The organism is Pseudoduganella buxea (genome assembly GCF_009720835.1).
Taxonomy (GTDB): Bacteria; Pseudomonadota; Gammaproteobacteria; order Burkholderiales; family Burkholderiaceae_D; genus Rugamonas; species Rugamonas buxea.
The window spans coordinates 1-22,516 of record NZ_WNKZ01000093.1; the positions used below are offsets into that span (position 1 = coordinate 1).

Below are 22,516 nucleotides of genomic sequence, written 5' to 3' on the forward strand. Positions count from 1 at the left end.
CTGAAGGTCAGCACGGGCGCCGCCGCGCTGGCCGCATGGGCGATGGCCTGGGCGGCCAGCGAGGCGCGCATGCACTGCACCACGTGCTCGGCCGGTGCGGCTTCCGTGTCCGGCATCAGCAGCACGAGTTCCTCGCCGCCGTAGCGGGCCGCCAGGTCGGCCGGGCGCCGCACGCACGACGAGGCCATACGCGCCACCGCCCGCAAGGCGCGGTCGCCGGCCGGGTGGCCGTAGTGATCGTTGTATTGCTTGAAGCAGTCGACATCGACCAGCGCCAGCGACAGGGGCGAGCCGGCCCGGCGGGCGCGCTGCCACTCGGCCTCGTACAACTCGTCGAAACGGCGCCGGTTGGCCAGGCCCGTCAGCGCGTCGACGTGGGCCAGGTGTTCCAGCAGGCGCTGCTGGCGCACCACCTGCAGGTGCAGGGCCACGCGCGCCATCACGACGGTGGCGTTGAAGGGCTTGGCGATATAGTCGGCCGCACCCACCTTCAGGCCGTTCGCTTCGTCCTCGGGCCGGTCCAGGCCGGAGATGAAGATGACGGCGATGGCCGCCGTGGCCGGATCGGCGCGCAGGCGGCGCAGCACTTCGAAGCCGTCCAGGTCCGGCATCATCACGTCGAGCAGGATCAGGTCCGGCGTATGGCGCGCGGCCCGTTCCAGCGCCTGCTCGCCGTTCTTGGCCAGCAGCACCGTGTACTCGGGTTTCAGCAGTTCGGCCAGCACCTGGCGGTTGACGGGATCGTCGTCGGCGATCAGTACCTTCTGCATTTCAACGGGGTTCATGCACGTTCTTCCATATCCACATCCAGCGCCTGCGCCAGCTGCCCCAGGGGCGCCAGCGCGGCATCATATTCAATATCCTCGATGGCGCGCGCGACGGCGGCCACCAGCGCGCCATGGGGCGATCCGGCCAGCAAGGCCTGCAAGGTCTGGATCAGGTCCTCGGCGCGGGCATCGTCGGCGCGCAGGAAGCCGGCCAGCTCGCGTACCAGTTCGCCCACGTCGGCGCTGTCGGGCGCCGCGACGGCCGGCGTCTCCATCCGGGCCAGGCCGGCCAGCAGCGCATCGAGCGCGTCGGCCAGTTCCTGGGCCAGCGCGCGGGTGCGCTCGAGGCGGCCCGCGCGCAGTTCCTGTTCCAGGGTGTCGGCCAGGCCCGCCACGCGCCACGCGCCGATGTAGCTGGCGCTGGCTTTCAGGTTGTGCGCCAGCCCTTGCAGGGTGGCCGGCGTGCCGGCCGCCACGGCCGTCCTGGCCTGTTCCACCGCGCCCGCATACTCGCCGATGAAGCGGTGGATGCGGCGGTGCAGGCGCGCCTGCCAGTGGTCGACGCCGACGGCCGCGCGGGTCCAGTCGACGCCGTCGATGACGGGCAGGGCGGCGGCCACTGCGTCGGGCGGCACGTCGGCCGGGGCCACGGCGGCCAGGCTGCGTCCGGCCAGCCGGGCCGGCGGAATCCACTTGTGCAGCGTGCGGAACAGCTGTTCCGGGTCGATCGGCTTGGTGATGTGGTCGACCATGCCCGCTTCCAGGCTGCGTTCGCGGTCGCCCGCCATCGCGTGGGCCGTCATCGCCACGATCGGCAGGGCGCGCAGGCGCTCGATGGCGCGGATCTCGCGCGTGGCCGTCAGCCCATCCATTTCCTGCATCTGGATGTCCATCAGCACCAGGTCATAGTCCTGCTGCTGCACCATGGCGACGGCTTCGCCGCCATGCACGGCCACGTCCACTTGCATGCGCGCGGCCGCCATGAATTCCAGCGCCACCTCGCGGTTGTTGGCATTGTCCTCCACCAGCAGGATGCGGGCGCCGTCCAGCCGCGACAGGTCGCGCGGCGCATGGGCGCCGCCGTCCCGTCCCGGCGCGCCGTCGATCGATTCGGCCAGGTCCGGGCGCAGCACCTGCAGCAAGGTGTGGTAGAGCAGGGCCGGGCCCACCGGCTTGTGCAGGAAGCCGCTCATCGGCACCAGGCCTTCCTGCTGCAGCACGGTGTCGCGGCTGGCGGCGCTGATCATCAGGATGGCCGGTGGCGCGCCGAAGCGCTTGTCGGCCCGGATGCGGCGGATCGTTTCCACGCCATCCCAGCCGGGCATCATGTAGTCCATCAGCACCACCTGGTAAGGCTCGCCCGCCACGGCGGCGGCGGCCAGCAGGGCCAGCGCCTGTTCGCCCGAGTCGGCGCCGCGGGCACGCACGCCCAGGGAACCGAGCATCTCGACCAGGGCGCCGCGCGCGGTGACGCTGTCGTCCACCACCATCACGCGGGCATTGTGCAGGGGAGCGGCCGCCGTCACGGGCTGCTGGTCCGGCTCGGCGATGCCCAGCTGGATACTGAAGGAGAAGCGGCTGCCGGTGCCGGGCGTGCTGGTGACCTTGATCTTGCCGCCCATGAGTTCCACCAGCTGCTGCGAGATGGACAGGCCCAGGCCCGTGCCGCCGTAGCGCCGCGTGATCGAGCTGTCGGCCTGGCTGAAGGACTGGAACAGCGAGGCCAGCTGTTCCTCGTCCATGCCGATGCCCGTGTCCGTGACGGAAAAGCGCAAGGTGATGCTGTCCTGCGTGCGGTGCGCGATCTCGACGGCGACGACGATCTCGCCTTCCTCGGTGAACTTGACGGCGTTGTTGGTCAGGTTGATCAGCACCTGGCCCAGGCGCAGCGGATCGCCCACCAGCCGGGCAGGAATGCCCCGGTTGATGCGAAACACCAGTTCGACGCGGCGCGCATCCGTCTTGATGGCCGTCAGGTTCGACAGGTGGTCGAACAACTCGCCCAGGTCGAACGGCACCGCTTCCAGGGTCAGTTTGCCGGCCTCGATCTTGGAGAAGTCGAGGATGTCGTTGATGATGGCCAGAAGGTGCTCGCCGGCGCCGAGGATCTTGTCCAGGTAGTTGCGCTGCTTCGGCGTCGGGTCGGCCATCAGGGCCAGGCGGCTCATGCCGATGATGGCGTTCATCGGCGTGCGGATCTCGTGGCTCATATTGGCCAGGAAGTCCGATTTCATGCGGGTGGACGCCTCGGCGCGCAGCATGGCGTTCTGCATGGCCTTGGTACGCAGGCCGAGGATGCGCATGAACAGCAGCATGTCGATGGTACTGCCGAACTGCAGCGCGTGCATGGTCCAGAACGAGGCGCCCACCTTGCCGTTGAAGACGAGGGTCAGCACGACGGAGGACAGGAAGCTGATCGACCAGCCGACCAGGAAATAGGTGCCGACCGTGTCGCCGCGCCGGGCCCGGTCGAAGGCTTTCGGCAGCCCCAGCAGCATGGGCATGATGCCGAGCGTGCCGATGAAGGCGACCAGCACTTCCACGCTGACCAGGTCGAAGGCGAAGGCCAGCGCCGTGACAAGGGTCAGCGACGCGCCGATGCGCATCAGGCGCGCGAAGATGCGGTCCATGCCGGGCCGCGCCAGCGCCTGCAGCACGAACAGGTAGGCGCCGCAGGAGGCCGACAGCGATGCCAGGCCGCCCGCGTGCAGGATCATCCACGCATTGCCCGGCCAAAGGTACTGGGCGCCGATGCCGAAGAAATCGGCCGAATACAGCGACAGCGCGCCCACCAGCAGGGCGTAGCTGCCGAACAGGGGTTCGCGCAAGTTGATCCACTGGGCCAGGCTGTACAGGAACAGGCACAGGCCCAGGCCCAGCATCAGGCCTTGCAGCAGCTGCTCCTTCAGTGCCTCGGTGTGGAAGGCGCCCGGCGTGTACAGGCGCACCGGCAGGATAATCGGGGCATAGGTTTCGACACGTACCAGCAGCACGTGGCTGGTGCCGGGGGCGAGATTCAACAGCACGGCGGGCACGCGCCCGATCAGGCCTTGCCGCGCCAGCGGCGACAGGGTGCCGGTGCTGTCGGCCGTGCGGATGCGGCCATCCGTGACGATATGGACGTAGACCCGGTTCAGCAGCGCGTAGTCGATGGCCAGCACGCGGCCGCCCCGTTCGTGGGGCGCCACGACGACGGGAATGCGCAGCCACACGCGGCGGGGTTTGACGCCCAGCGTGGAATGGGCCGTGGTGGGGACCACGAAGCGCTCGCCGGCGGCCAGCGCGGCGGCCGGTGTCAGCTCGCCGCGCGGGTCTTCCAGCACCGTCAGCGCGGGCCAGGCATCGATGGCGACCTGGTTCGGTTCGATCAGCAGGGGCGCGGGTGCTGCCCGTGCCGCCGTCGGCACGAGCAGCATGGACAGCAGCAGCAGCGGCAAGCGCATCACGGAGAGCAGGAGCGGACGCCAGCGGGACCGTGCCGTCATGCCGTTTCCTTCGGCCGCCCGGCCAGCCTGGCTTCCAGGCGGTTGACCCAGCGGGGCGCCTTCGGATCGCGTTCCCACGAATGTACGGCCGCGTCGACCTGGCCCAGCAGGGCGGTCGGCAGCTTCAGCGGCCGCGTCTCGTCCATCAACACGCGCACGGTGAAGCGGTAGCCGACGGCGCGCGTCACCATGCGCGTCAGCGAGAACTGCGGCACGACGCGGCGCACGGTCCAGTCGACGGCGCGCGTCAGTCCCATCGTCGTCAGGAAGGCGATCCACGTGGGCAGGCCCACGCAGCCCGTCAGCGCCAGGTCCCTGGCGGTGGGCCGGCCGCACAGGTGGCGGGTCAGCAGCACGGGGAAGGACTTGAACGAAGGCAGGGGAATCTGCCGGGCCATCATGCCCATCAGGGCCTCACCCAGGCCGGGCCGTGGGTCGGGCAGCCAGGACTGGCGGCGGCCCCGCTCCTGCAGCGCCGTGAAGAGGGCCTTGGCCTCGGCCATCGTTTCGGGCATCAGGGCCTTCTCGATGCCCAGCACATGGCCCATCACGTTCCACGCGTGCAGGTAATCTTCCTCCTCCTGCGCGCGGAAACCGATGCCAAGCGAGCGCAGGCCGCGCAGGAAGACATAGTGGAACGTCAGCAGCGTATAGGCCAGTTCCTGCTGGTTGCAGGGCAGGCCGTGGCGGGCCGTGTCCCAGCCGGTGGCGAACAGCTTGTGATACAGGTCCTCGCCGCGCTGGCGCGCGGGCGCGACGACGGGGCGCTCGACGCCGGCCATCGTGCGGGCCGGGTTCTCGCGCAGGATCAGGTGGCGGATGGTGGCGTGGATCAGCCGTACCTTCAGCACCTGGGCCACGCCGCCGCCGTCGGATGCCGTCAGGCCGCCGCGCATCATGACGGGGAAGATCATCGCCGCCGTCGAGCGCACCCGGTAGTCGGTATGCTGTTCCAGCTGGCCGGCCGTGTGCAGCACGCCCGCCAGGTCCGGCAGCACATAGCATTCCGGCAGGCTGGCGCAGAACAGCAGCGCGCACGACACCATGCTCATTTCCATGAACAGCTTTTCGGCCACGGCGATCCTGGCCGGGTCGGCCCAGTCGGGCAACACCCGCGCCGCCTGCACATAGGCTTCCAGCGCCGCCGCCACTTCCGGTGGGGTGCCGGCGCTGGCGCGCCAGCCGTCCAGGTCGGCATTGGTCTGCCACCGTGCGATCTCGCGGTTGACGATGCCGATTGCCTGCCATGGCCCGCCCGGGGAATCGACGGCATCGATGACGCGGGCGATGGTGACGTCGGCCAGCGGATCGGCGCGCAGCTCCGGGCCGCTTTCCAGTGCCGGCGGCGGCACCGCCTTCATCGCAGCTCTCCCGGCCCCGCCAAGGGGCGCTGCCAGCGCGCATAGCCGCACAGGGCCGACAGCAGGGGAATGCCCATGGCGAACAGCGCGATGGTGCGGATCTCGACCGGATAGCCCAGCACCGCCTGGAAGACCATGTTGGCGCCGTAGATAAACAGCGGCACCATCACGTGGCCGCGGTTGACGTGCAAGGCCGGTGCCGGGGCGTGCCGCCGCAAGGTCATGCGGAACAGGAACAGGATGACGAAGGAGACCAGCATCCAGCCGACAAAGCCCTGCACGGTCTCGCCGAACCACCAGCCGTCCGTCTTCTTCATGATCCATGCCTTCAGCACGAACACCATGTAGGGATCGGCCCCCAGGTCATAGGCGGTGACGATGGCCGCGCCCAGCAGCGACATGGCCAGGTCCTGGCCCAGCGGCGCGACACCGTCGCTGGGGCTTTGCCAGACGATCAGGTTGGCGATGACGTAGGCGATATACGTCAGCGCGAACCACATCAGCGGAATCACGACGGGCACGTCGCCCACGGTCGGGCCCAGCACGTCGGTGTAGGTGTATTCGCCGAAGAACCAGCCGTACGAGGAGCCCAGCTGTTCGGCGGCCCACCCGATCACGACGGCGATCAGCACGAAGTGCAGCGCCGCCCGGCCGCCCAGCAGGTGGATGGCGCTGGTCCAGCAGACGGCGAACATGACGATCGAGCTGACGATCAGCAGCATGGTCGTTTCGGTTTGGCCGCGCGTCAGCAGGATCGCCGCCAGCGCGAGCGCCAAAAGGTAGGTAAGGCGTGGCAGTTGGCTCAGCAGTTTTGTCATATCGGATATTCCCATGCAGGCGATGGATGCCGATGATACTAGCGACCGGCATCGAAATTGTCGCAAAAACGTCGAACCGGTCAGAAGCGCCAGTCGAGCCGCACGTCGACCGTGCGCGGCTCGCTCGGCATCGTCATGCCGAAGCTGTCGACCGTCAGGGGCTGCACCTTGTTCTCGATATTGCGCACGCGTGCCAGCACGCTCCACGGGGCGCCGCCCGGCTGCCAGGCAAGCTGGGCATCGCTGCTGGTGCGGGCCGGGATGCGGTACTCCAGGCCCTGGGTCGGCACGCCGATCACGTAGGCGGCGCTGCGCCGCACGTTGGCGCCGGCTTTCAACTGGCCGTCGCCGATGCGGAACACGTGCTCGTAACCGAGGGTGACGGTGTGCGACGGCGCGCGGTCCAGCTTGCGGCCGGCCCACGACGTCACGCCATCCGGCGAGTACGAGTCGTAATGCGCATCCAGCAGGCTGACGGCGTAGGTGATGCGGTCGTCCTGCGTCAGCTTGACGACGCCTTCCGCTTCCAGGCCGCGCACGCTGGCCAGGCCGGCGTTGCGCGTCACATAGCGGGGCGCGCCCATCACCATCGCCACGCCGGACAGCTGCAGGTTCTTGTAGTCGTAGTCGAACACGGCCAGGTTGACGCTGGCGCGGTTGTTCCAGAAGCGCGACTTGACGCCCGCCTCGACGGAGGTCAGCGTCTCGGGCTGGTAGAACAGCGTGGCCGCGGGGACGGCGACCTGCGCCGGGCAGTCGATGCCCAGCGCGCGCACGCCGGCCAGGCAGCCGTCGTTGAAGCCGCCCGCCTTGTAGCCGGTGGCGACGAAGGCATAGGCCATCGTCGCCGGCGTCACGTCGAACTCGACGCCGGCGCGCCACGTCGTCTTGCGGGTGGTCAGCTCGGCTGCATTGAGCAGCTTGAAGTCCGTGGCCGGGTTGAAGGCAGGGCCCTGCTGGAAGTTGGTCGAGCCCACGCGCGTCCGCTCGTCTTCCGTCCAGCGCGCGCCGACGGTGGCGCGCAGGCGTGGCAGCAGGCTGTAGGTGGCCTGGCCGAACACGGCCTTGCTGCGGGCTTCGGTCGGGCCGGTGGGGAAGACGTAGTACGGCGGCAGGCCCAGCGGCTCCAGGTCGCGGAAGGTGTACAGCGTATCGGAGCGCTCGCGGAACCAGTACACGCCGGCCTGCGCCGTCAGGGGACCCTTGCCGTTGGTGGCCAGGCGCAGCTCGTGCGAGTCCTGGCGGTAGTCGCCGTCGAAGCCCTGGTGCACGCCGATGGCGTAGGTCGGCACGATGCGGTAGTAGTAATTGACGAGGAAGTCGTGGGCGAACTTGCGGTGCGAGCCCACGTAGTACAGGCTGACGGGCCCCAGGTCCCACGTGAATTCGGCGCCGATGCCGGACGTGCTCTTGCGGCTGTAGCCCTGTTCCGGCACGGTATTGGGCGGCACGAAGCGGTTGGTCAGGCGCGCGCCGGCGCTGGCACCGTACCAGACCGGCTTGCCCGTTTCGACGCCCCGGAAGAAGTTCGTGTCGGGCACGAAGCCGTCCGTATTATCGCGGATCGTGCTGTGGTCGAACCGCAGCAGCAGCGAGGCCGTGTTGCTGAATGCCAGGCGGGCCGACAGGCGGGCCGACACGTCGTCGCGGTCCTGGCCCAGCTCGTGCGGCGTGCCCTGCGCATTGGTCAGGTAGCTGTCGTGGCGGTTGAAGGCGACAGCGGCGCGCACGGCCAGCGCGGGGCTGATTGGCACGTTCAGCATGGCGCTGCCCTTGCGGCTGTTGTATTTGCCCGCCTCGATGCCGATGGCGCCTTCCAGCACCTGGGTCGGCGCGTTCGAGATGACGTTGACGGCACCGGCCGTCGTATTGCGGCCGTACAGCGTGCCCTGGGGGCCGCGCAGCACTTCGACGCGGTCGATATCGTGGAACGACACGGTCTGGCCCTGCGGCCGGGCGATGTAGACGCCGTCGAGCATGAAGGCAGCCGACGGGTCGCCCTTGTCGGTCGTGTCCGAGCTGGTGACGCCGCGGATGGTGATGCGCAGGCCGTCGTAGCTGCCGTCGAGCCGCACGTTCGGCAGGCGGTCGCCCAGCAGCGCCGGGCTGTCCAGGCCCCAGGTCTCGGCCTGGGCGCCCGAGACGACGGACAGCGCGACCGGGGTCTTCGATTCCAAGGTGGCGGTGCGCTGGGCCGTGACGACGACTTCAGGCAGTCCGGCATTGTCCGGCGCCGCCTGGGCGTGCGCGAGGTTGGAGCAGATGGCGGCGATGCAGGCAGCCAGCAATAGAGGGGTCGGCCGAACGCGGCGATCGATCATGGCGAATTCTTTCAGGTGCTTGGGTTGGCGGCGTCCTGGCCGGACTGCCGCCATGCCGCATGGGTGTTCCGGAATTTTTATTGCAAAGCTGGCAGCTTTGCGGCGGCAATAACGCAGGCTGGGAGTCTATCAGTTCATGCAGGCCGCCAACAGTGCCCAACAGTTAGTTTTCACAAATCGCGCCCGTTTGTCTCGCCGCCACCACTGCGCCGGCTGCGTTGCCCTATGGCGTGCTTGTCATTGGCGCGTCATAACAGGGCTTTACCATCCGCGGCTATTGAGTTTTCGACATGCCCGATTTTCATTTTCCTTCAGAAAGCCTTCGATGCCATTTGCCTTGCCCGCCGCCCGTCGCAACCAGAAGTTGCCCCTGAAACCCCTGGCCCTGCTGGTGCTGCAGGCCCTCGCTTGCAGTGCGCAAGCCGCCGACGGCGCCGCGCCGGAAGCCGAACCGGTGGCCGCCGCCATGCTGGTGGTGGAGGTCACGGGGACGGGCCAGTCGCGCCAGGTGCAGAACGTCACGCGCGCCGACCTGCAGCAGGCCGTGCCGGGCACCAGCCCCCTGAAGACCCTGGAGAAGCTGCCGGGCGTGAGCTTCCAGTCGGCCGACCCGTTCGGCGCCTACGAGTGGTCGACGCGCTTCTCGATCCGCGGCTTCAACCAGAACCAGCTGGGCTTCACCCTGGACGATATTCCCCTGGGCGACATGAGCTACGGGAATAACAACGGCCTGCATGTCAGCCGCGCCGTCTCGTCCGAGAATATCGGCCGCGTCGCCGTGTCGCAGGGCGCGGGCGCGCTGGGCACGGCCTCCACCAGCAACCTGGGCGGCACCGTGCAGTTCGTCACCCTGGGGCCGGCCAACGAGCGCGCGCTGACGGCGGCGCAGACCTTCGGCAGCGACGACACGTCGCGCACCTTCATTCGTGCCGACAGCGGCCTGCTGGCCAGCGGCACCAAGTTCTTCGTCAGCGGCACGCGCATGCGCACGGAGAAATGGAAGGGCGACGGCCCGCAGGACCAGGACCAGTTCAACAGCCGCGTCGAGCAGCAGCTGGGCGACCATACGCTGTCGGCCTTCTTCAACTATTCGGACCGCAATGAAGTCGACTACCAGGACCTGTCGCTGGAATCGACCCGCCGCCTGGGCTACGACTGGGACAACTACGCGCCGGACTGGCAGCGCGCCGTCAACGCCGCCAAGCGCATCTACAGCGGCGCCGTCAACAATATGGACGATGCCTACTACCTGGGCCGCGGCCTGCGCAAGGACAAGCTGGGCGGCGTCGCGCTGGAACTGAACCTGGGCCAGGGCGTGACGGCGAAGGTGTCCGGCTACCACCATGGCAACGAGGGGCAGGGCCACTGGTATACGCCCTACACGCCGTCTTCGGCGGCCGTGCCGATCTCCATCCGCACCACCGAATACACCATCAACCGCAACGGCATGCTTGCCGACGTGTCGTGGGACGTCGCCGGGCACACGCTCAGCGCCGGCTTCTGGGGCGAACGCAGCAAACATGTCCTGACGCGGAACTTCTATGCCGTGACGGATGGCGCATATATCGACCACATGCTGACGAACCCCATGAGCACGGGCTTCCGCCAGAACTTCGTCACCGATACGCGCCAGTTCTACCTGCAGGACACGGTGACGCTGCTGGACGGGCGCCTGAAGGTCAACGCCGGCTTCAAGAGCCCGAAGGTGGAGATCGACGCCGACACGCTGGTGGGCGACCGCGCCGCCGGCACCATCACGGCCAAGAAAAGCTTCCTGCCGCAGGCGGGCCTGAGCTGGAAGCTGGCCGGCGAGGACGAGGTGTTCGCGTCGGCCTCGAAGAACATGCGCGCCTTCCAGCCGGGCGTGAGCGGCCCGTTCTCGCAGACGCAGGCCGGCTACAACCTGACGGTGGGCGCCCTGAAACCGGAAACGTCGACCACCTACGACCTGGGCGTGCGCTTCAAGCGCGACGCCGTGCAGGGCTCCGTTGCGGTCTACTACGCCGACTTCAAGGACCGCCAGCTGGGCGTGGCCACGTGCGTGGGCATCATGGGCTGCGCCGGCACCATCGTCAACGTCGGCAAGGTCGAGACGCGCGGCCTGGAAGCGCTGGCCGTGTGGAAGCTGATGCCGTCGGTGGCCTGGTTCAATTCGTTCACGTACAACGACTCCACCTACAAGTCCGATTACACGGACAACGGCAAGGTCATTGCGATTGCCGGCAAACAGGTGGTCGACGCGCCGGAGAAGATGTTCAACACGGAGCTGGCCTACGACAACGCCCAATGGTTCGCCCGCCTGGGCGCCAAGTACACGGACAAGCGCTACTACACCTACCTGAACGACGCCGGCGTGCCGTCGTACTGGCTGGCCAACCTGTCGGCCGGCTACAAGCTCAAATCCTTCGCATCGCTGCGCGAACTGACCTTGCAGGTCAACGTCAGCAACCTGTTCGACAAGCGCTACTACAGCACCGTGGGCTCGAACGGCTTCTCGGTGTCCGACCCGGCCGGCACGTCGACCACCCTGATGGCGGCCGCGCCGCGGCAGGTGTTCTTTACCTTGTCGGGCAAGTTGTAAGGGCGGAGGCCCTCCTGCCCGACAAACCGGTCGCGCATCTGGCGCGCGGCCGGGTCACTGGATGATGACGCAGCTTTGCTCGTCCGTGGTCATGCGGTTTGGCTCGTTAGCGCCAGGCCAGCATCAGCAGTTGGCATTCAGTCGGGCAGTTGGGTCGTTGCAGGAGATTTGGTTATTGCTGGCCAACCACCTGCGCCCGGAGCGGTGCCGTCAGTTGCTCGAAAACGTCCGGTGCTCTGGTCTGGGCCGTACAGGCCGCCGTCAGGGAGGCCAGGCCTGTCGCCAGCACCGAGACGCCCGGTAAGCGCGGATGTTTGGGGTCAGCCACGGCCGCTGTCGGGGACGGTGGTAATCAGCGTGGCGCCGCAACTGGTGCGGTGGCCGTCGAATGCCACCGGCACCCCGTCGATCAGCACCTTGGGGTCGCCTTCGACAATGGTGCAGGGACCGTGGCCCGGCAGCGGGCAGACGCACCGGTCGCCCTTGCGGGCCACGGCCACGCCCATGACCTTGCTGTTCGGGGCCGCACTGATGACGCGGCCACCGTGGCTGGTGGGATCGTTCAATCGGATTACGCCGCGCATCGGGTTACCTGTCGTGTCATCGGGAATAGCCCTGCGATCCTGGTCTCGCGTCATTGCGCAAGCCCCACCATGGCAGGAAGGCCGTATTCCCGCCTCGGGCGCGGAACCAGGGCGCCTTCGGGTCGATGGGCCGCACTTTTGCCGGTGGCACGACGACGAGCGCAGTTGCCTGCGTGAGATCGGTGGTGCCGGCCACCAGCACGTTCTTGCCCATATGATTGGCATAGGCGATACCGAGGGCGACATTGGTCAGCGCCGTGCCAGCACCCATCTCGCCCAGCAAGGCTGACGTATTGAAGGTCTGCTTGACGTAATCGAACTCGCCCAGCTCTGTCGCCAGCGTCTGCGCCAGGCTGGCGATGCGCTCCGGGGAATCAGGATGCTTGTTGTTTGCGTCGTGGATGACATAACCGATATCCGTATTCTGCTTGCCGGCGTTTTGCGCTGCCGTTTCGATGGCGGCTTTCCATGCCTGTACGGGCCGTGTCGGTTTGCCTTTCGCCGCTTCGAAGTCCGCTGCCTTGCGGCTGGCGGGGTAGCCCAGCCACGCCAGAGGCGCGCGCTCGGTCTTGTAGTTCGGACCGGCCAGCACCAGCAGCACGATGTTTTCGTTGATCTGCTCGTCCTTGGGCGGGAAGCTGGGGGCGTCCCAGTTCATTACCCACACTGTTTCATTGGGATGGCTCTGCAGATAGTCCAGGCCGGCTGTCAGAGATATAAAACCTGCATTGGGACCACCGAAGTTGATACGCACGTCTGGTGGTGTATTACGACTCCATGCTTCCGGTGTACTGGCAAAGCCGATCTGAAATGTATCGTTTATCGTATCCCTGCTGATACTTGTAGTCTCGACAGGGTCGAGTCGGCCTTCCGGTAGCGCGTATTCGACGCGGATACCTGCGAGTTCACGCCACGTTTTCCTGTCATCTAACGAGTGCGCGTTATAAAAATACGCTGAGTCCTGAAAATAATTCGATCGAAATTGCTTTGTGAGAGCCCGCAAGTATTTTTCGTGATATTCTTTAAAATCTAGTTCTCCACTATTCCCATTGACGATAATGCCGATGGGTTGCAGTCTGCTGTATTTGCCCGGTTTTGCCTTAACCATGTCATCGTCTGTGTTGGGCTGCACTAGCCCAAGAGTCCACAATAGCTGCCACTCTGTAGGATAATCGCGGCGTTGTAAGGGGTTAAGCCATTGCAGTCCCACAACCTGAGCTTGAAAAGATCGTACAACCTTGGACGGGACGCGGGGCGAAGTCACCTCAGGCGATGCAACGGTAGCTGACGCTAGGAATGATGTGACTGTAAAGACACTGATGGCCAACAAGCTGGGAAGCAATACAAAGCGATTCATAATTTCTCCATCTGAAAGTGAGGGCGATCCCGATGAATTAAAGCCTGCCGAGTATACCCATACTATTCCCAATGCTATTATAAAGACCGCACAGGCTACCGCCCCTCTGCGAAAAATCCGCTTAATCATTCATTCTCTCCGCCAAAAAAAGCCCGTTTATCGAGAATATTCATTGGCATCGAACCCTCATGGCCGCTTTTGATTGCCCAATCCTGAATCGGCTGCTTTTCATATAGTCCCGAATCGAAGTACTCCCAAAACTTCGCAATCGGATGGGATTTTTCAAGACTTTCGAGAAAGCGCCAGTCTGCGGCAACTCTCAGTTTTCGGAAGTCTGCTGCCGTAAGATGACACACGCCAACCGCAACATCATAAGCAAGCGCCTTTTCGGCATGCATCGAGTTGGTCATGATTGTGGAGTGATCTGTCGCATGGGTGTCGATGCTGGCCGCCAAGATATCTTTGATCTTTTTTGAACGCCAGACCTTGTAGCCGTCGCTCGCCAAGGCAAGGTCGTCTTCCTCCTTGACCTTTTCGTCCTTCCCATAGCGACCCTCGCGCCGTGCCTCCATGCGCAGCATTGCGTGATGCTCATAGCGCAGCGCGGCCTCGCTGTTCTTGTCCCCCTTTGGCGCATCCGTCTTGTCCGGGCTGGTGGCGTCGGCCGGGGCCCCGGCAAGCGGACGACTGCCCCCATACGGGTCGTCCGCAGCGTATTGTCGATTTTTGTCGCGCGCTTCGCCTGGCGGATTGATGCCCTCGTCGAAGGCGTCGGTCGCCTGGCCGAACTTGGCGCCCTGGGGTTTGAACGGCGCCAACGGCGGCGCCGTCAACGGGGTGCGCCAATCGTCTGGAGGCAAGGCGTTGATCGGGGTATTGGCGATGCGCGTCGCCAGGATCAGCAGGGGCGCAGTTACGAATGTCATGACTTTGCCGACGATCGACGTATTCGCTTTCAGCCCCTTCGAGAAGGAATAACGGGCTGGCGGCGACGCCGGCAACCAGTAATCCCGCTTGCGTTTCGGTTGGTTATGCTGGTTCTTCCAGAAGTTGTAATGACCCTGTGTTCCAACGTCGAAGCCTTGTGCGAACACGCGCTGGCTGAAGACGCCCGCGCCGTTCGTGGCATTGATTTCTTCCTCACTCATTCCACGCCACCCAATACCCTGGATGGTGCTCGCGGAAATCACCTGGTCGTGTGGATTAAAATACAGCGTGACACGTCCCACTGTCGCCTGTGCAGCGCCGTAGCCATACTTGTTGCGGTCGGACTGGGCATCGAAGTCTTGCAGTTCGTTCTTGATGAACGTATCGATATATTGCGCGCTTTGCTGGGTTGCCGCCCGGTTGCGGATGATGTCGAAGAATGCCGCCAGGGTGCGGCACCGGGCGTCGGCGGTCTGGCGGCCACCGTTGCCTTCCGGGTCCTTCATGCCGAATTCCACCCAGCTCTGCATCTTGTTGTCCTTTACCAGGCTGTACGGCGGGTTGCACAGCACGTAGGTATCGGCAATGCAATCGCCCTGCTTGCCGAGCGGATCGGTCACCGGCTGCAGTTGATTGCCGAGAAACGCCGCGGCCATCGCCACCATATTGCCCTGGCTGTGGCAAACGATCGTGACGGGCGTATCGGCCTGCCTGGCGCGGATCGAACCGATCAGCTTTGCCAGCCGCAATGCCGCCAAAACGTAATATGCGCGTGGGGGACAGGAATACACCAGCCTGTCGTTGGTCGGGTTGATGTGCTGGACATGCAGCCACAGAAACAGGGTATCGTCGATGCCGCTGCTCCACAGATCGGGCAGGGACGTGCAGCCGTTGGCGAACGGCCCGCCGCCCCAGTAATCTGCTTCATTCAGATAGATGGAATCGCCATACTTCTGCAGCTCTTCGCTGCTGGCTTTATACCCCCAACGAAACTGAATGACGGGCGAAAAACTGCCTTCGTCCGAAACGAAGTTTTTATGATTTAGATCGGGGTTGATATAGCCATCCGGCGTCAGCTCGGGCAGGTAAGTCGCCGGCCGCAGCTGGCCACCCTCCGGTGTAGGGTGCGTCATATGTTCGTCGCAGCGCTTCAGCCGCTGGTTCAGCCCCTTGCACAATCCTTCCTCGGCCTGCTTGTACCATTCGCCATCGGAATTGACGCCGTGGACGAAGATGGTAATGCCAGGCAGGGGCAACTGCATCAGCACATCGAGATGCTTCCCGCCCAGGAGCGAGAGCCCGATCTTCGCGCCCAGCAGAATGTTCTCTTCACTGCAGGCTGGATTATTGTCGGAGTAAAGGGGATTCATGATTGCGTCCTGGTTTGGCGATCAGCCGCGTGGCCGGTAGAAAAATGCCTTGAGTTGCTGCACCTGGTCACTGGTAATTTTTTCGCCTTCGCCGTCGCTGTTGCTCTGGCCGCACAGCGGACCGTCACCGTCCCGTTCCACGTGCAATTTCATGCCTTCGACGGGCTTGCCGTCGGTAGGGCGCAGCAGGCGCGGTATGCGGCTGAAGTCGCCTGAGGCGAACTTGGGCATCTCGGTGCTGGCGCTGGCCGGGCCGTTCCAGTGGTGGCCATCCGTCTTCACCGTCAGGGGGCCGGGCCCGCCCAGTTCGACATTGCCGCCCTTGAGCTTCAGGTAGGCGCCGCCGCCGACGATCAGCGTCAGCTCCTCTTCCGCCATTACGATGACGCGCTTGCCGGCTGTAACCTTGAGGTCGGTGGCCGAATCGATCTGCATGGCGTCATGCTGGCTTTGCATCAGGAACTTGCCATGATGGGCAATCTGGGCAATACCGTCCATGTGCGAGAACAGCGAAATGCCCTTGCCCGCGTTCAGGTTGAAGCGCTGGCCGCTCGTCAATTGCAGGTGTTGCTGGGCCACCGTGTCGACGTTGACGCCGGCATAGCTGACCAGCGTTTTCGGCGTCGTCAGCGTGATGCCGGCGGGCGCCGTCATGCTCAGCGTAGGTTGGCCATCGCTTGCCGCAGCCTCAACCTGCGCCTGCAATTGCGCCTGGCCGTCGGCATCGAGCGACAGCCCCTGGTGTTCGGCCGCGTACTGCCCCAGCGACTTGAACAGGTCCAGGCAGTCCTGCATCAGCGCCACGTGTTCTTCGCTGCTGAGCTGACTACCGGAGGCATCGAGCCGCTTCCAGGCGGTGATCAGTAAGGACTTTGCCGTGCGGATGGCTCCGCTGTCGTTGGTGGTCAGCTCGAAGCCCTCGCCCCGCGCCTTGGCCTCGCCGTTGAAGCGCGGATGCGTGAGGAAGCCCAGGTTGAGCTGTGCGTGGCCGTGCGCGCTTTCCAGTTGCGCGCTGATCTGGCCCGGCGTGTCGTCCATGCGCAGCTGGTTGTAGCGCTGCGACTTGCCTTCCTTGCTCCTGATGCCCGACAGGTAGCGGTCCCCGGGCAAGTGGCTCGCGTTACTGAACGATGGCGGCGTGGTCGTGGCGCCGTGCACCCGGCCGATGATCAGGGGCTTGTCCGGATCGCCGCCCAGGAAAACGCAGATGACTTCGTCGCCGACACGGGGCAGGGAAATAGCGCCGTACTGGGCGCTGGCCCAGCCGCTGGCCACGCGCACCCAGGCCGAGTCGCGATCGCTGTCGGAGGCGCCAGCACCCTGCGCATGGGCATGATCGCTTTCACGACAGGCGGGGAAACGTACCTTCACGCGCCCCAATTCGTCGCAATGTAGTTCCTCGTTGGCGGGGCCGACCACAATCACGCTTTGCGCTTCGGCGCGCGGCACGTCCGAGCTCGCATCGTAGGCGGGCACGATGGGAACGCCGCGCCGCACGCAGGTGAAGTGATTGGTGTAGCGGGCAAAGCGTTCGCGACTGGCCTGTTCCAGTGCGTCGTCACGCATCGGCCAATGGTTCAGGGTGAACAGGCGCCTGGCCCGCTCGTTGAGCGCCTTGGGCAGGTTGTTCTCGGCATGGACACGCATCGCCGTGATGACGAACTCCTGTTCCTCGGCCGGATGTGTATCGATTTCCGGGTGACCGCTGACGGCATTCCACTGCCCGACGCACATGTCGCGCACGCTGCCTTCACCCTGGAAGTACTTCGACTCGTATTCGAGGCGCTGCATCCGCGCCGTGGCCAGACTGCGGTAATCGCTGTTGCTGGCGCCGGCGTGGGGCACGTCGGCCACGTAGTCGTCCAGGCTGGCGGCGAACTCGTTGCCCAGCCGGCCCTGGTCATGCTGGCCCAGTTCCTCGCTGTCGGTCATCGACGCCCGCGCATAATCCCAGCTGCGCCGCGTGACCGTGCCAGCCGTCAGCTGCCGCACCGCATGCCAGGCAGAGATGGTATCGCGTGTCTCGGTGCCGTCATCGCGGTGAAACCGCACCGTGCCCGCGGCATTTCGTTCCAGCGACATGGCATCGTCGAACAAAACCAGTGTATGGACTGGAACGTTATCGCTTCCCCATTCCGTAGCGGCGCCAGGCCGGATGAACCATGCGATTCCCCGTCGCTTCCACAGCCGGCGCAGGAAGGCGCCGGTCGATTCATTGCACTGCATCGTGAATTCGCGTGCAGGGTAGGATTGAAGTCCCGACACGTCGAAATCAAATGCGCGCGCGGCCACGGGATTATTTTCGCGCCACTCGCGCAGTATCGTATTGGTTATGCCCACTTCGTCCGTATTGCGGAATACCCTCGTATTGACGGCCTTGTCCAGCAGCGACAGCGCGTCGCGCACGATAAGCTGGTAAGTTGCGAGGCCGCCATCGCTGTCGCCCTCGGTGACGGAGGCAACGATGCCGCAAACGGCCCGCAGGCCGCCGGTATCGGTTACGAACTGCAGCTCCACGGGATTGGCGATAAAGCGTTTGAGCGCCATCCCCGCATCGAGCGAGACGCACAGCAGCGAGTACTCGATACCACCACAAATCGATTCGGCACCGCTGGCGTATTTGACCAGCATCAGGTCATCCAGCACCTCGCCGCCATCGAACAGCCGCAGGCGGATCGGGCGGTTCGCCTCGCTCAGAAAACCTGATACCAGTCCAGGAAAATTGACTGTCATATGAAGACCCGTGGAAGTTTCGTGCCGTCCGCCGTTGTCAACAAGGCGGAACGATAATCGGGGGAAACGCTAAATTTTTTTTCGTCGTATGGTTTCCCGGATTGTCCAAGGTGGCATTGATTCTCCTCACCAAAAATCAATACTCTCAGTCATCGAACGTTCGGATTTCGTCGCCGGCATGCGCCACGCGCAGCGCTTACAATGGCGACCCACCACATAGCATCCAGCCAGCCACCATGCCCGCCACCCCACCCACCGCCCGTCCCCACATCTTCACGCTGGCCTGGCCCCTGCTGGTGGAACTGGTGCTGTCCGTCGCCATTGGCGTGGTCGGCACCGCGCTGGCGTCGCATATCTCCGATATCGCCGGTGCCGCCTTTGCCATCGCCAGCCAGATATCCGTCACCCTGTTCCTGCTGTTTCGCATCATCGGTTCCGGCATCGGCGTCGTCATCACGCAAAGCCTGGGGGCAGGGCGCCATGACCGGGCCAACCGGGTGGCGCTGGCGGCCGTCGGTGCGAGCACGTGGATCGGGGCGCTGACGGCTCTGGCGGCGCTGGCCGGCGCGCATGGGCTGCTCGATCTGCTGCGCACGCCGGCGGACGTGATGCCGATGGCCGTGCCCTTCCTGCAGGCGCTGGCGCCGGCCATGCTGTTCGACGCGTGGAATGCGTCGATGGCGGCCGTGATGCGGGCCCACCTGCGCACCCGCGATACCTTGCTGGTGCTCGTGGCGATGCACGGCTCGCACCTGCTGCTGGCACTGCCGCTGATGCAGGGCTGGGGGCCGCTGCCCGAGCTGGGCCTGCCCGGCTTCGCGCTGGCGCTGGCCGTCAGCCGGGCGCTGGGGCTGGCGCTGCACCTGCTGCTGTGGCGGCGCCACCTGGGCATCGTCACCACGGCGCGCGACTGGTGGCACCTGCCGCGCCAGGAGCTGGCCGAGGTGCTGCATATCGGCGTGCCGGCGGCGGCCGAGAATATCGCGTGGCGCCTGTCGTTCATGGCCAGCATGGCCGCCGCCGGCACGCTGGGCGCGCACGCGCTGGCCACGCATGCCTATGCCCAGCAGATCGGCAGCATGATCATCGTCTTCAGCCTGGCCACGGCGTTTGCCGTCGAAATCATGGTGGGCCACATGGTGGGGGCGGGCGAGCTGGCGGCGGCGCATCGGCTGGTGCGGGTGTCGCTTGGACGGGCGCTCGTCATCAGCGGCGTCATTTCCAGCGGCGTCGCGCTGGCCGGGCCATGGCTGCTGCGCTGGTTCACGGCAGACCCCAGCATCATCGCGGAAGGCGCCGTGCTGCTGTGGCTCGGCGTGCTGGTGGAACTGGGCCGCACCTTCAACCTGGTCGTCATCAACGCGCTGCGCGCCACCGGCGACGTGCGCTTTCCCGTGCTGGCCGGCGCCGCGTCGATGCTGATCGTGCTGGCCGGCGGCAGCTGGGTGCTGGCCATTCACCTGGGCTGGGGCCTGAAAGGACTTTATATCGCGTTCGCCGCCGACGAGTGGATCCGGGGACTGATCATGTGGCGGCGCTGGTCGGTGCAGGCCTGGGTGCCTCACGCGCGCGCCGCGCGGCGCCGTCTGCGGCCGGGACGCTGACGGAAGCTTGCACGCCTGCGCGCGCGCCACGCCGGTGGTAGGATGGAACAAAAACCAACAGGAGTGTATCGTGTCCACCCGTCCCTTCGTCGCCCCCGAACGTTTCGATGATCCGGCTGCCGCGCTGGCCCATGTGCAGGCGCTGTACAACGGCAGCATCGCCCACCTGCGCGAGGCGCTGCAGCGCTTTGTCGAGGGCGAGACCCCTACCGCGCATGTGCGGGCCTGCTATCCCTTCGTGCGGGTGCAGAGCGAAACCTTCGCCCGCGCCGATTCGCGCCTGGCCTACGGCTTCGTGGCCGGTCCCGGCATTTTCGAAACGACCTTGACGCGCCCGGACCTGTTCGCGCGCTACTACCACGAGCAGTTCCGCCTGCTGCTGAAGAACCACGGCCGCCAGCACGTGCAGCTGGAAGTGGGCCTGTCGTCGCAGCCCATTCCCGTGCACTTCTCGTTCGCCGAGCATGACCATATCGAGGGCAGCATGCCGCTGGAACGCCGCCAGCTGATGCGCGACGTGTTCGACCTGCCCAACCTGGCCGCGATGGACGACGGCATCGCCAACGGCACCTTCGAGCCGCCGCCCGGCGAGGCCCAGCCCCTGTCGCTGTTCACGGCGCCCCGCGTCGACTATTCGCTGCAGCGGCTGCGCCATTACACGGGCACGTCGCCGGAGCACTTCCAGAAGTTCGTCCTGTTTACGAACTACCAGTTCTACATCGACGAATTCGTGCGGCTGGGCCACGCCATCATGAGCCGCGAACCCACCAGCGAGGACGATGCGTATATCGCCTTCGTCGAACCGGGCAATATCGTCACGCGCCGCGCCGGCCAGGACGAGCAGCCGGGCGACGGCATGGGGGCGCCCTTGCCGCGCCTGCCGCAGATGCCGGGCTACCACCTGATCCGCGCCGACGGCGCCGGGATCAGCATGGTCAATATCGGTGTCGGCCCGGCCAACGCGAAGACCATCACGGACCATATCGCCGTGCTGCGCCCGCACGCGTGGCTGATGCTGGGGCACTGCGCCGGCTTGCGCAACACCCAGCAGCTGGGCGACTACGTGCTGGCGCACGGTTACGTGCGCGAGGATCACGTGCTGGACGAGGACCTGCCCCTGTGGGTGCCGATCCCGGCGCTGGCCGAGGTGCAGGTGGCGATCGAGGCCGCCGTGGCCGAGGTCACGCAGCTGACGGGCCATGACCTGAAGCGCGTGCTGCGCACCGGCACGGTGGCCAGCACGGACAACCGCAACTGGGAGCTGCTGCCCCAGCGCACGCCGGAGCGGCGCTTCTCGCAAAGCCGGGCCGTGGCACTGGACATGGAAAGCGCCACCATCGCCGCCAACGGCTTCCGCTTCCGCGTCCCTTACGGCACCTTGCTGTGCGTGTCCGACAAGCCGCTGCACGGCGAGATCAAGCTGCCCGGCATGGCCAACCAGTTCTACCGCGACAGGGTCGACCAGCACCTGCGCATCGGCATCCGCGCGATGGAAATGCTGCGCGCGCTGGGCGTGGACCGGCTGCACAGCCGCAAGCTGCGCAGCTTTGCCGAGGTGGCGTTCCAGTAAGGGAAACCGGCGGGGCCGCTCAGGGCTCCAGGATGCCGCGCCGAACGGCAATCGTCACGGCATGCGTGCGGTCGCGTGCACCCAGCTTGGACAGCACCGTGCTCATATGGGCCTTGACGGTTTCCTCGGCGATGCCCAGGGCCAGTGCCACGCGCTTGTTCGAATTGCCGTGGGCGACCAGGCGCAGCACTTCCGTTTCGCGGGCGGACAGGGAATCGGCGTCGATATGGGCCGCCAGCTCCACGGCGATTTCCGGCGGGATGTGGCGCTGGCCGGCATGCACCTTGTCGATCGCCTCGCCCAGTTCCGTGCGCAGCACGCTCTTGAGCAGGTAGCCCATGGCGCCGCCCTTGAGCGCGCGCAGCACCTGCACGTCGCCCTTGTAGGTGGTCAGGACGATGATGCGGGCCTGGGGCGCCAGCGCGCGGATCGCCAGGATGGCATCGAGCCCGCCCATGACGGGCATCTGCAGGTCCATCAAGGTGACGTCAGGCTGGTGGCGCACGAATTGTTCCACCGCTTCGCGTCCGTCCGCCGCCTCGGCCACCAGGTCGTAGCGCCCGCTGACGGACAACACGGCAGCGATCCCTTCGCGCAGCAGCGGATGGTCGTCGACCACCATCACGCGGATCTTCGCGCCGGCGCCAGGTCCGGTTCGTTCGACATTACTCAATTCATCCATGGTGTTGCGGCGCGGGCGCTGCCGGTACGAAGCAGTTGATCAAGGCGCCATCTTACACGCCGGATACCCTGGCGCCAGCCGCCGGCGGGCCCTTTGCCCCTTTCGGGGGAGCGGGGCGGCAGCACTTCGGGGAGCGGCGCACGGACCCGTTATGGCCTGTGCCTCCGGGCCGGCCGCCGCTACGCTGCATGCATGGATATGCAGATGGACATGCTGCGGCCGAATACCGGCCGGATCGCGCTCGGGCGCCACGTTTTCGACCCCGTGCGCGGTGCGCTGCACGAGGCGACGGGCCGGCCCGTGCCGCTGGGATGGCGCGCCGCGCGCGTGCTGCAGGCCCTGGTCGAGGCGCGCGG

13 protein-coding genes are annotated in these 22,516 nt (G+C 65.9%); 3 read left to right on the forward strand and 10 right to left on the reverse strand.

The window, feature by feature from the left end; all coding sequences use genetic code 11:
- From GM672_RS23015 to GM672_RS23035, 5 genes are all read right to left on the reverse strand, one after another.
- The coding region (locus tag GM672_RS23015) for a diguanylate cyclase domain-containing protein (RefSeq protein ID WP_155472865.1) at window positions 1–785 on the reverse strand (785 nt) is incomplete at its 3' end.
- Window positions 782–4,252: a hybrid sensor histidine kinase/response regulator gene (locus GM672_RS23020; protein ID WP_155472866.1), complete on the reverse strand. Its 3,471-nt coding sequence runs from the start codon at window positions 4,250–4,252 to the stop codon at window positions 782–784. The genes GM672_RS23020 and GM672_RS23015, both read right to left, overlap by 4 nt.
- Window positions 4,249–5,613, reverse strand: a complete 1,365-nt coding sequence (locus GM672_RS23025; RefSeq protein ID WP_155472867.1) for an oxygenase MpaB family protein — start codon at window positions 5,611–5,613, stop codon at window positions 4,249–4,251. The genes GM672_RS23020 and GM672_RS23025 overlap by 4 nt, the downstream gene beginning before the upstream one ends.
- Entirely contained in the window at window positions 5,610–6,431 is an 822-nt protein-coding gene (locus GM672_RS23030; RefSeq protein ID WP_155472868.1) for a carotenoid biosynthesis protein, read from the reverse strand. Before GM672_RS23030 ends, GM672_RS23025 begins: the two co-directional genes overlap by 4 nt.
- 80 nt (window positions 6,432–6,511) lie before the next feature.
- Window positions 6,512–8,752 carry a TonB-dependent receptor gene (locus tag GM672_RS23035; protein WP_155472869.1) on the reverse strand — a complete coding sequence of 747 codons (2,241 nt, stop codon included), beginning with the start codon at window positions 8,750–8,752 and terminating at the stop codon, window positions 6,512–6,514.
- A 325-nt stretch (window positions 8,753–9,077) separates the two neighbouring features.
- Here GM672_RS23035 and GM672_RS23040 point away from each other — a divergent pair, with 325 nt between their 5' ends.
- A complete protein-coding gene (locus tag GM672_RS23040; protein WP_155472870.1) occupies window positions 9,078–11,333 on the forward strand; it encodes a TonB-dependent receptor in 2,256 nt (751 codons plus the stop codon).
- A 320-nt stretch (window positions 11,334–11,653) separates the two neighbouring features.
- Here the strand turns inward: GM672_RS23040 and GM672_RS23045 are convergent, their stop codons facing one another.
- The 4 genes from GM672_RS23045 to GM672_RS23060 form a co-directional block, all read right to left on the reverse strand.
- Window positions 11,654–11,917, reverse strand: a complete 264-nt coding sequence (locus GM672_RS23045) for a PAAR domain-containing protein (protein WP_155472871.1) — start codon at window positions 11,915–11,917, stop codon at window positions 11,654–11,656.
- Between the two features lie 16 nt (window positions 11,918–11,933).
- Window positions 11,934–13,025 (reverse strand): hypothetical protein, encoded by a 1,092-nt coding sequence (locus GM672_RS23050; protein ID WP_229417890.1) that lies wholly within the window; start codon window positions 13,023–13,025, stop codon window positions 11,934–11,936.
- Window positions 13,026–13,399: 374 nt separating this feature from the next.
- Window positions 13,400–15,571 (reverse strand): T6SS effector phospholipase Tle3 domain-containing protein, encoded by a 2,172-nt coding sequence (locus tag GM672_RS23055; RefSeq protein WP_155472873.1) that lies wholly within the window; start codon window positions 15,569–15,571, stop codon window positions 13,400–13,402.
- Window positions 15,572–15,592: 21 nt separating this feature from the next.
- Window positions 15,593–18,304, reverse strand: coding sequence for a type VI secretion system Vgr family protein (locus GM672_RS23060; RefSeq protein WP_155472874.1), 2,712 nt, complete (start codon window positions 18,302–18,304; stop codon window positions 15,593–15,595).
- A 236-nt stretch (window positions 18,305–18,540) separates the two neighbouring features.
- Between GM672_RS23060 and GM672_RS23065 the strand changes: the two genes are divergently transcribed.
- The gene (locus tag GM672_RS23065; RefSeq protein WP_155472875.1) at window positions 18,541–19,908 is read left to right on the forward strand and encodes an MATE family efflux transporter; all 1,368 of its coding nucleotides are present in this window, start codon (window positions 18,541–18,543) and stop codon (window positions 19,906–19,908) included.
- A gap of 70 nt (window positions 19,909–19,978) precedes the next feature.
- Complete coding sequence (locus GM672_RS23070; protein WP_170300203.1) at window positions 19,979–21,478, forward strand: AMP nucleosidase; 1,500 nt, start codon at window positions 19,979–19,981, stop codon at window positions 21,476–21,478.
- A 19-nt stretch (window positions 21,479–21,497) separates the two neighbouring features.
- Here the strand turns inward: GM672_RS23070 and GM672_RS23075 are convergent, their stop codons facing one another.
- Complete coding sequence (locus GM672_RS23075; RefSeq protein ID WP_229417891.1) at window positions 21,498–22,160, reverse strand: response regulator; 663 nt, start codon at window positions 22,158–22,160, stop codon at window positions 21,498–21,500.
- Window positions 22,161–22,516 lie beyond the last annotated feature (356 nt).

Bases quoted from the DNA above. Each gene is read 5' to 3' on its own strand.
- GM672_RS23060 (WP_155472874.1), bottom strand. From the start codon at position 18,304: ATGACAGTCAATTTTCCTGGACTGGTATCAGGTTTTCTGAGCGAGGCG.
- GM672_RS23035 (WP_155472869.1), bottom strand. From the start codon at position 8,752: ATGATCGATCGCCGCGTTCGGCCGACCCCTCTATTGCTGGCTGCCTGC.
- GM672_RS23065 (WP_155472875.1), top strand. From the start codon at position 18,541: ATGCCCGCCACCCCACCCACCGCCCGTCCCCACATCTTCACGCTGGCC.
- GM672_RS23055 (WP_155472873.1), bottom strand. From the start codon at position 15,571: ATGAATCCCCTTTACTCCGACAATAATCCAGCCTGCAGTGAAGAGAAC.
- GM672_RS23020 (WP_155472866.1), bottom strand. From the start codon at position 4,252: ATGACGGCACGGTCCCGCTGGCGTCCGCTCCTGCTCTCCGTGATGCGC.
- GM672_RS23030 (WP_155472868.1), bottom strand. From the start codon at position 6,431: ATGACAAAACTGCTGAGCCAACTGCCACGCCTTACCTACCTTTTGGCG.
- GM672_RS23025 (WP_155472867.1), bottom strand. From the start codon at position 5,613: ATGAAGGCGGTGCCGCCGCCGGCACTGGAAAGCGGCCCGGAGCTGCGC.
- GM672_RS23075 (WP_229417891.1), bottom strand. From the start codon at position 22,160: ATGGATGAATTGAGTAATGTCGAACGAACCGGACCTGGCGCCGGCGCG.
- GM672_RS23045 (WP_155472871.1), bottom strand. From the start codon at position 11,917: ATGCGCGGCGTAATCCGATTGAACGATCCCACCAGCCACGGTGGCCGC.
- GM672_RS23050 (WP_229417890.1), bottom strand. From the start codon at position 13,025: ATGGTTAAGGCAAAACCGGGCAAATACAGCAGACTGCAACCCATCGGC.
- GM672_RS23040 (WP_155472870.1), top strand. From the start codon at position 9,078: ATGCCATTTGCCTTGCCCGCCGCCCGTCGCAACCAGAAGTTGCCCCTG.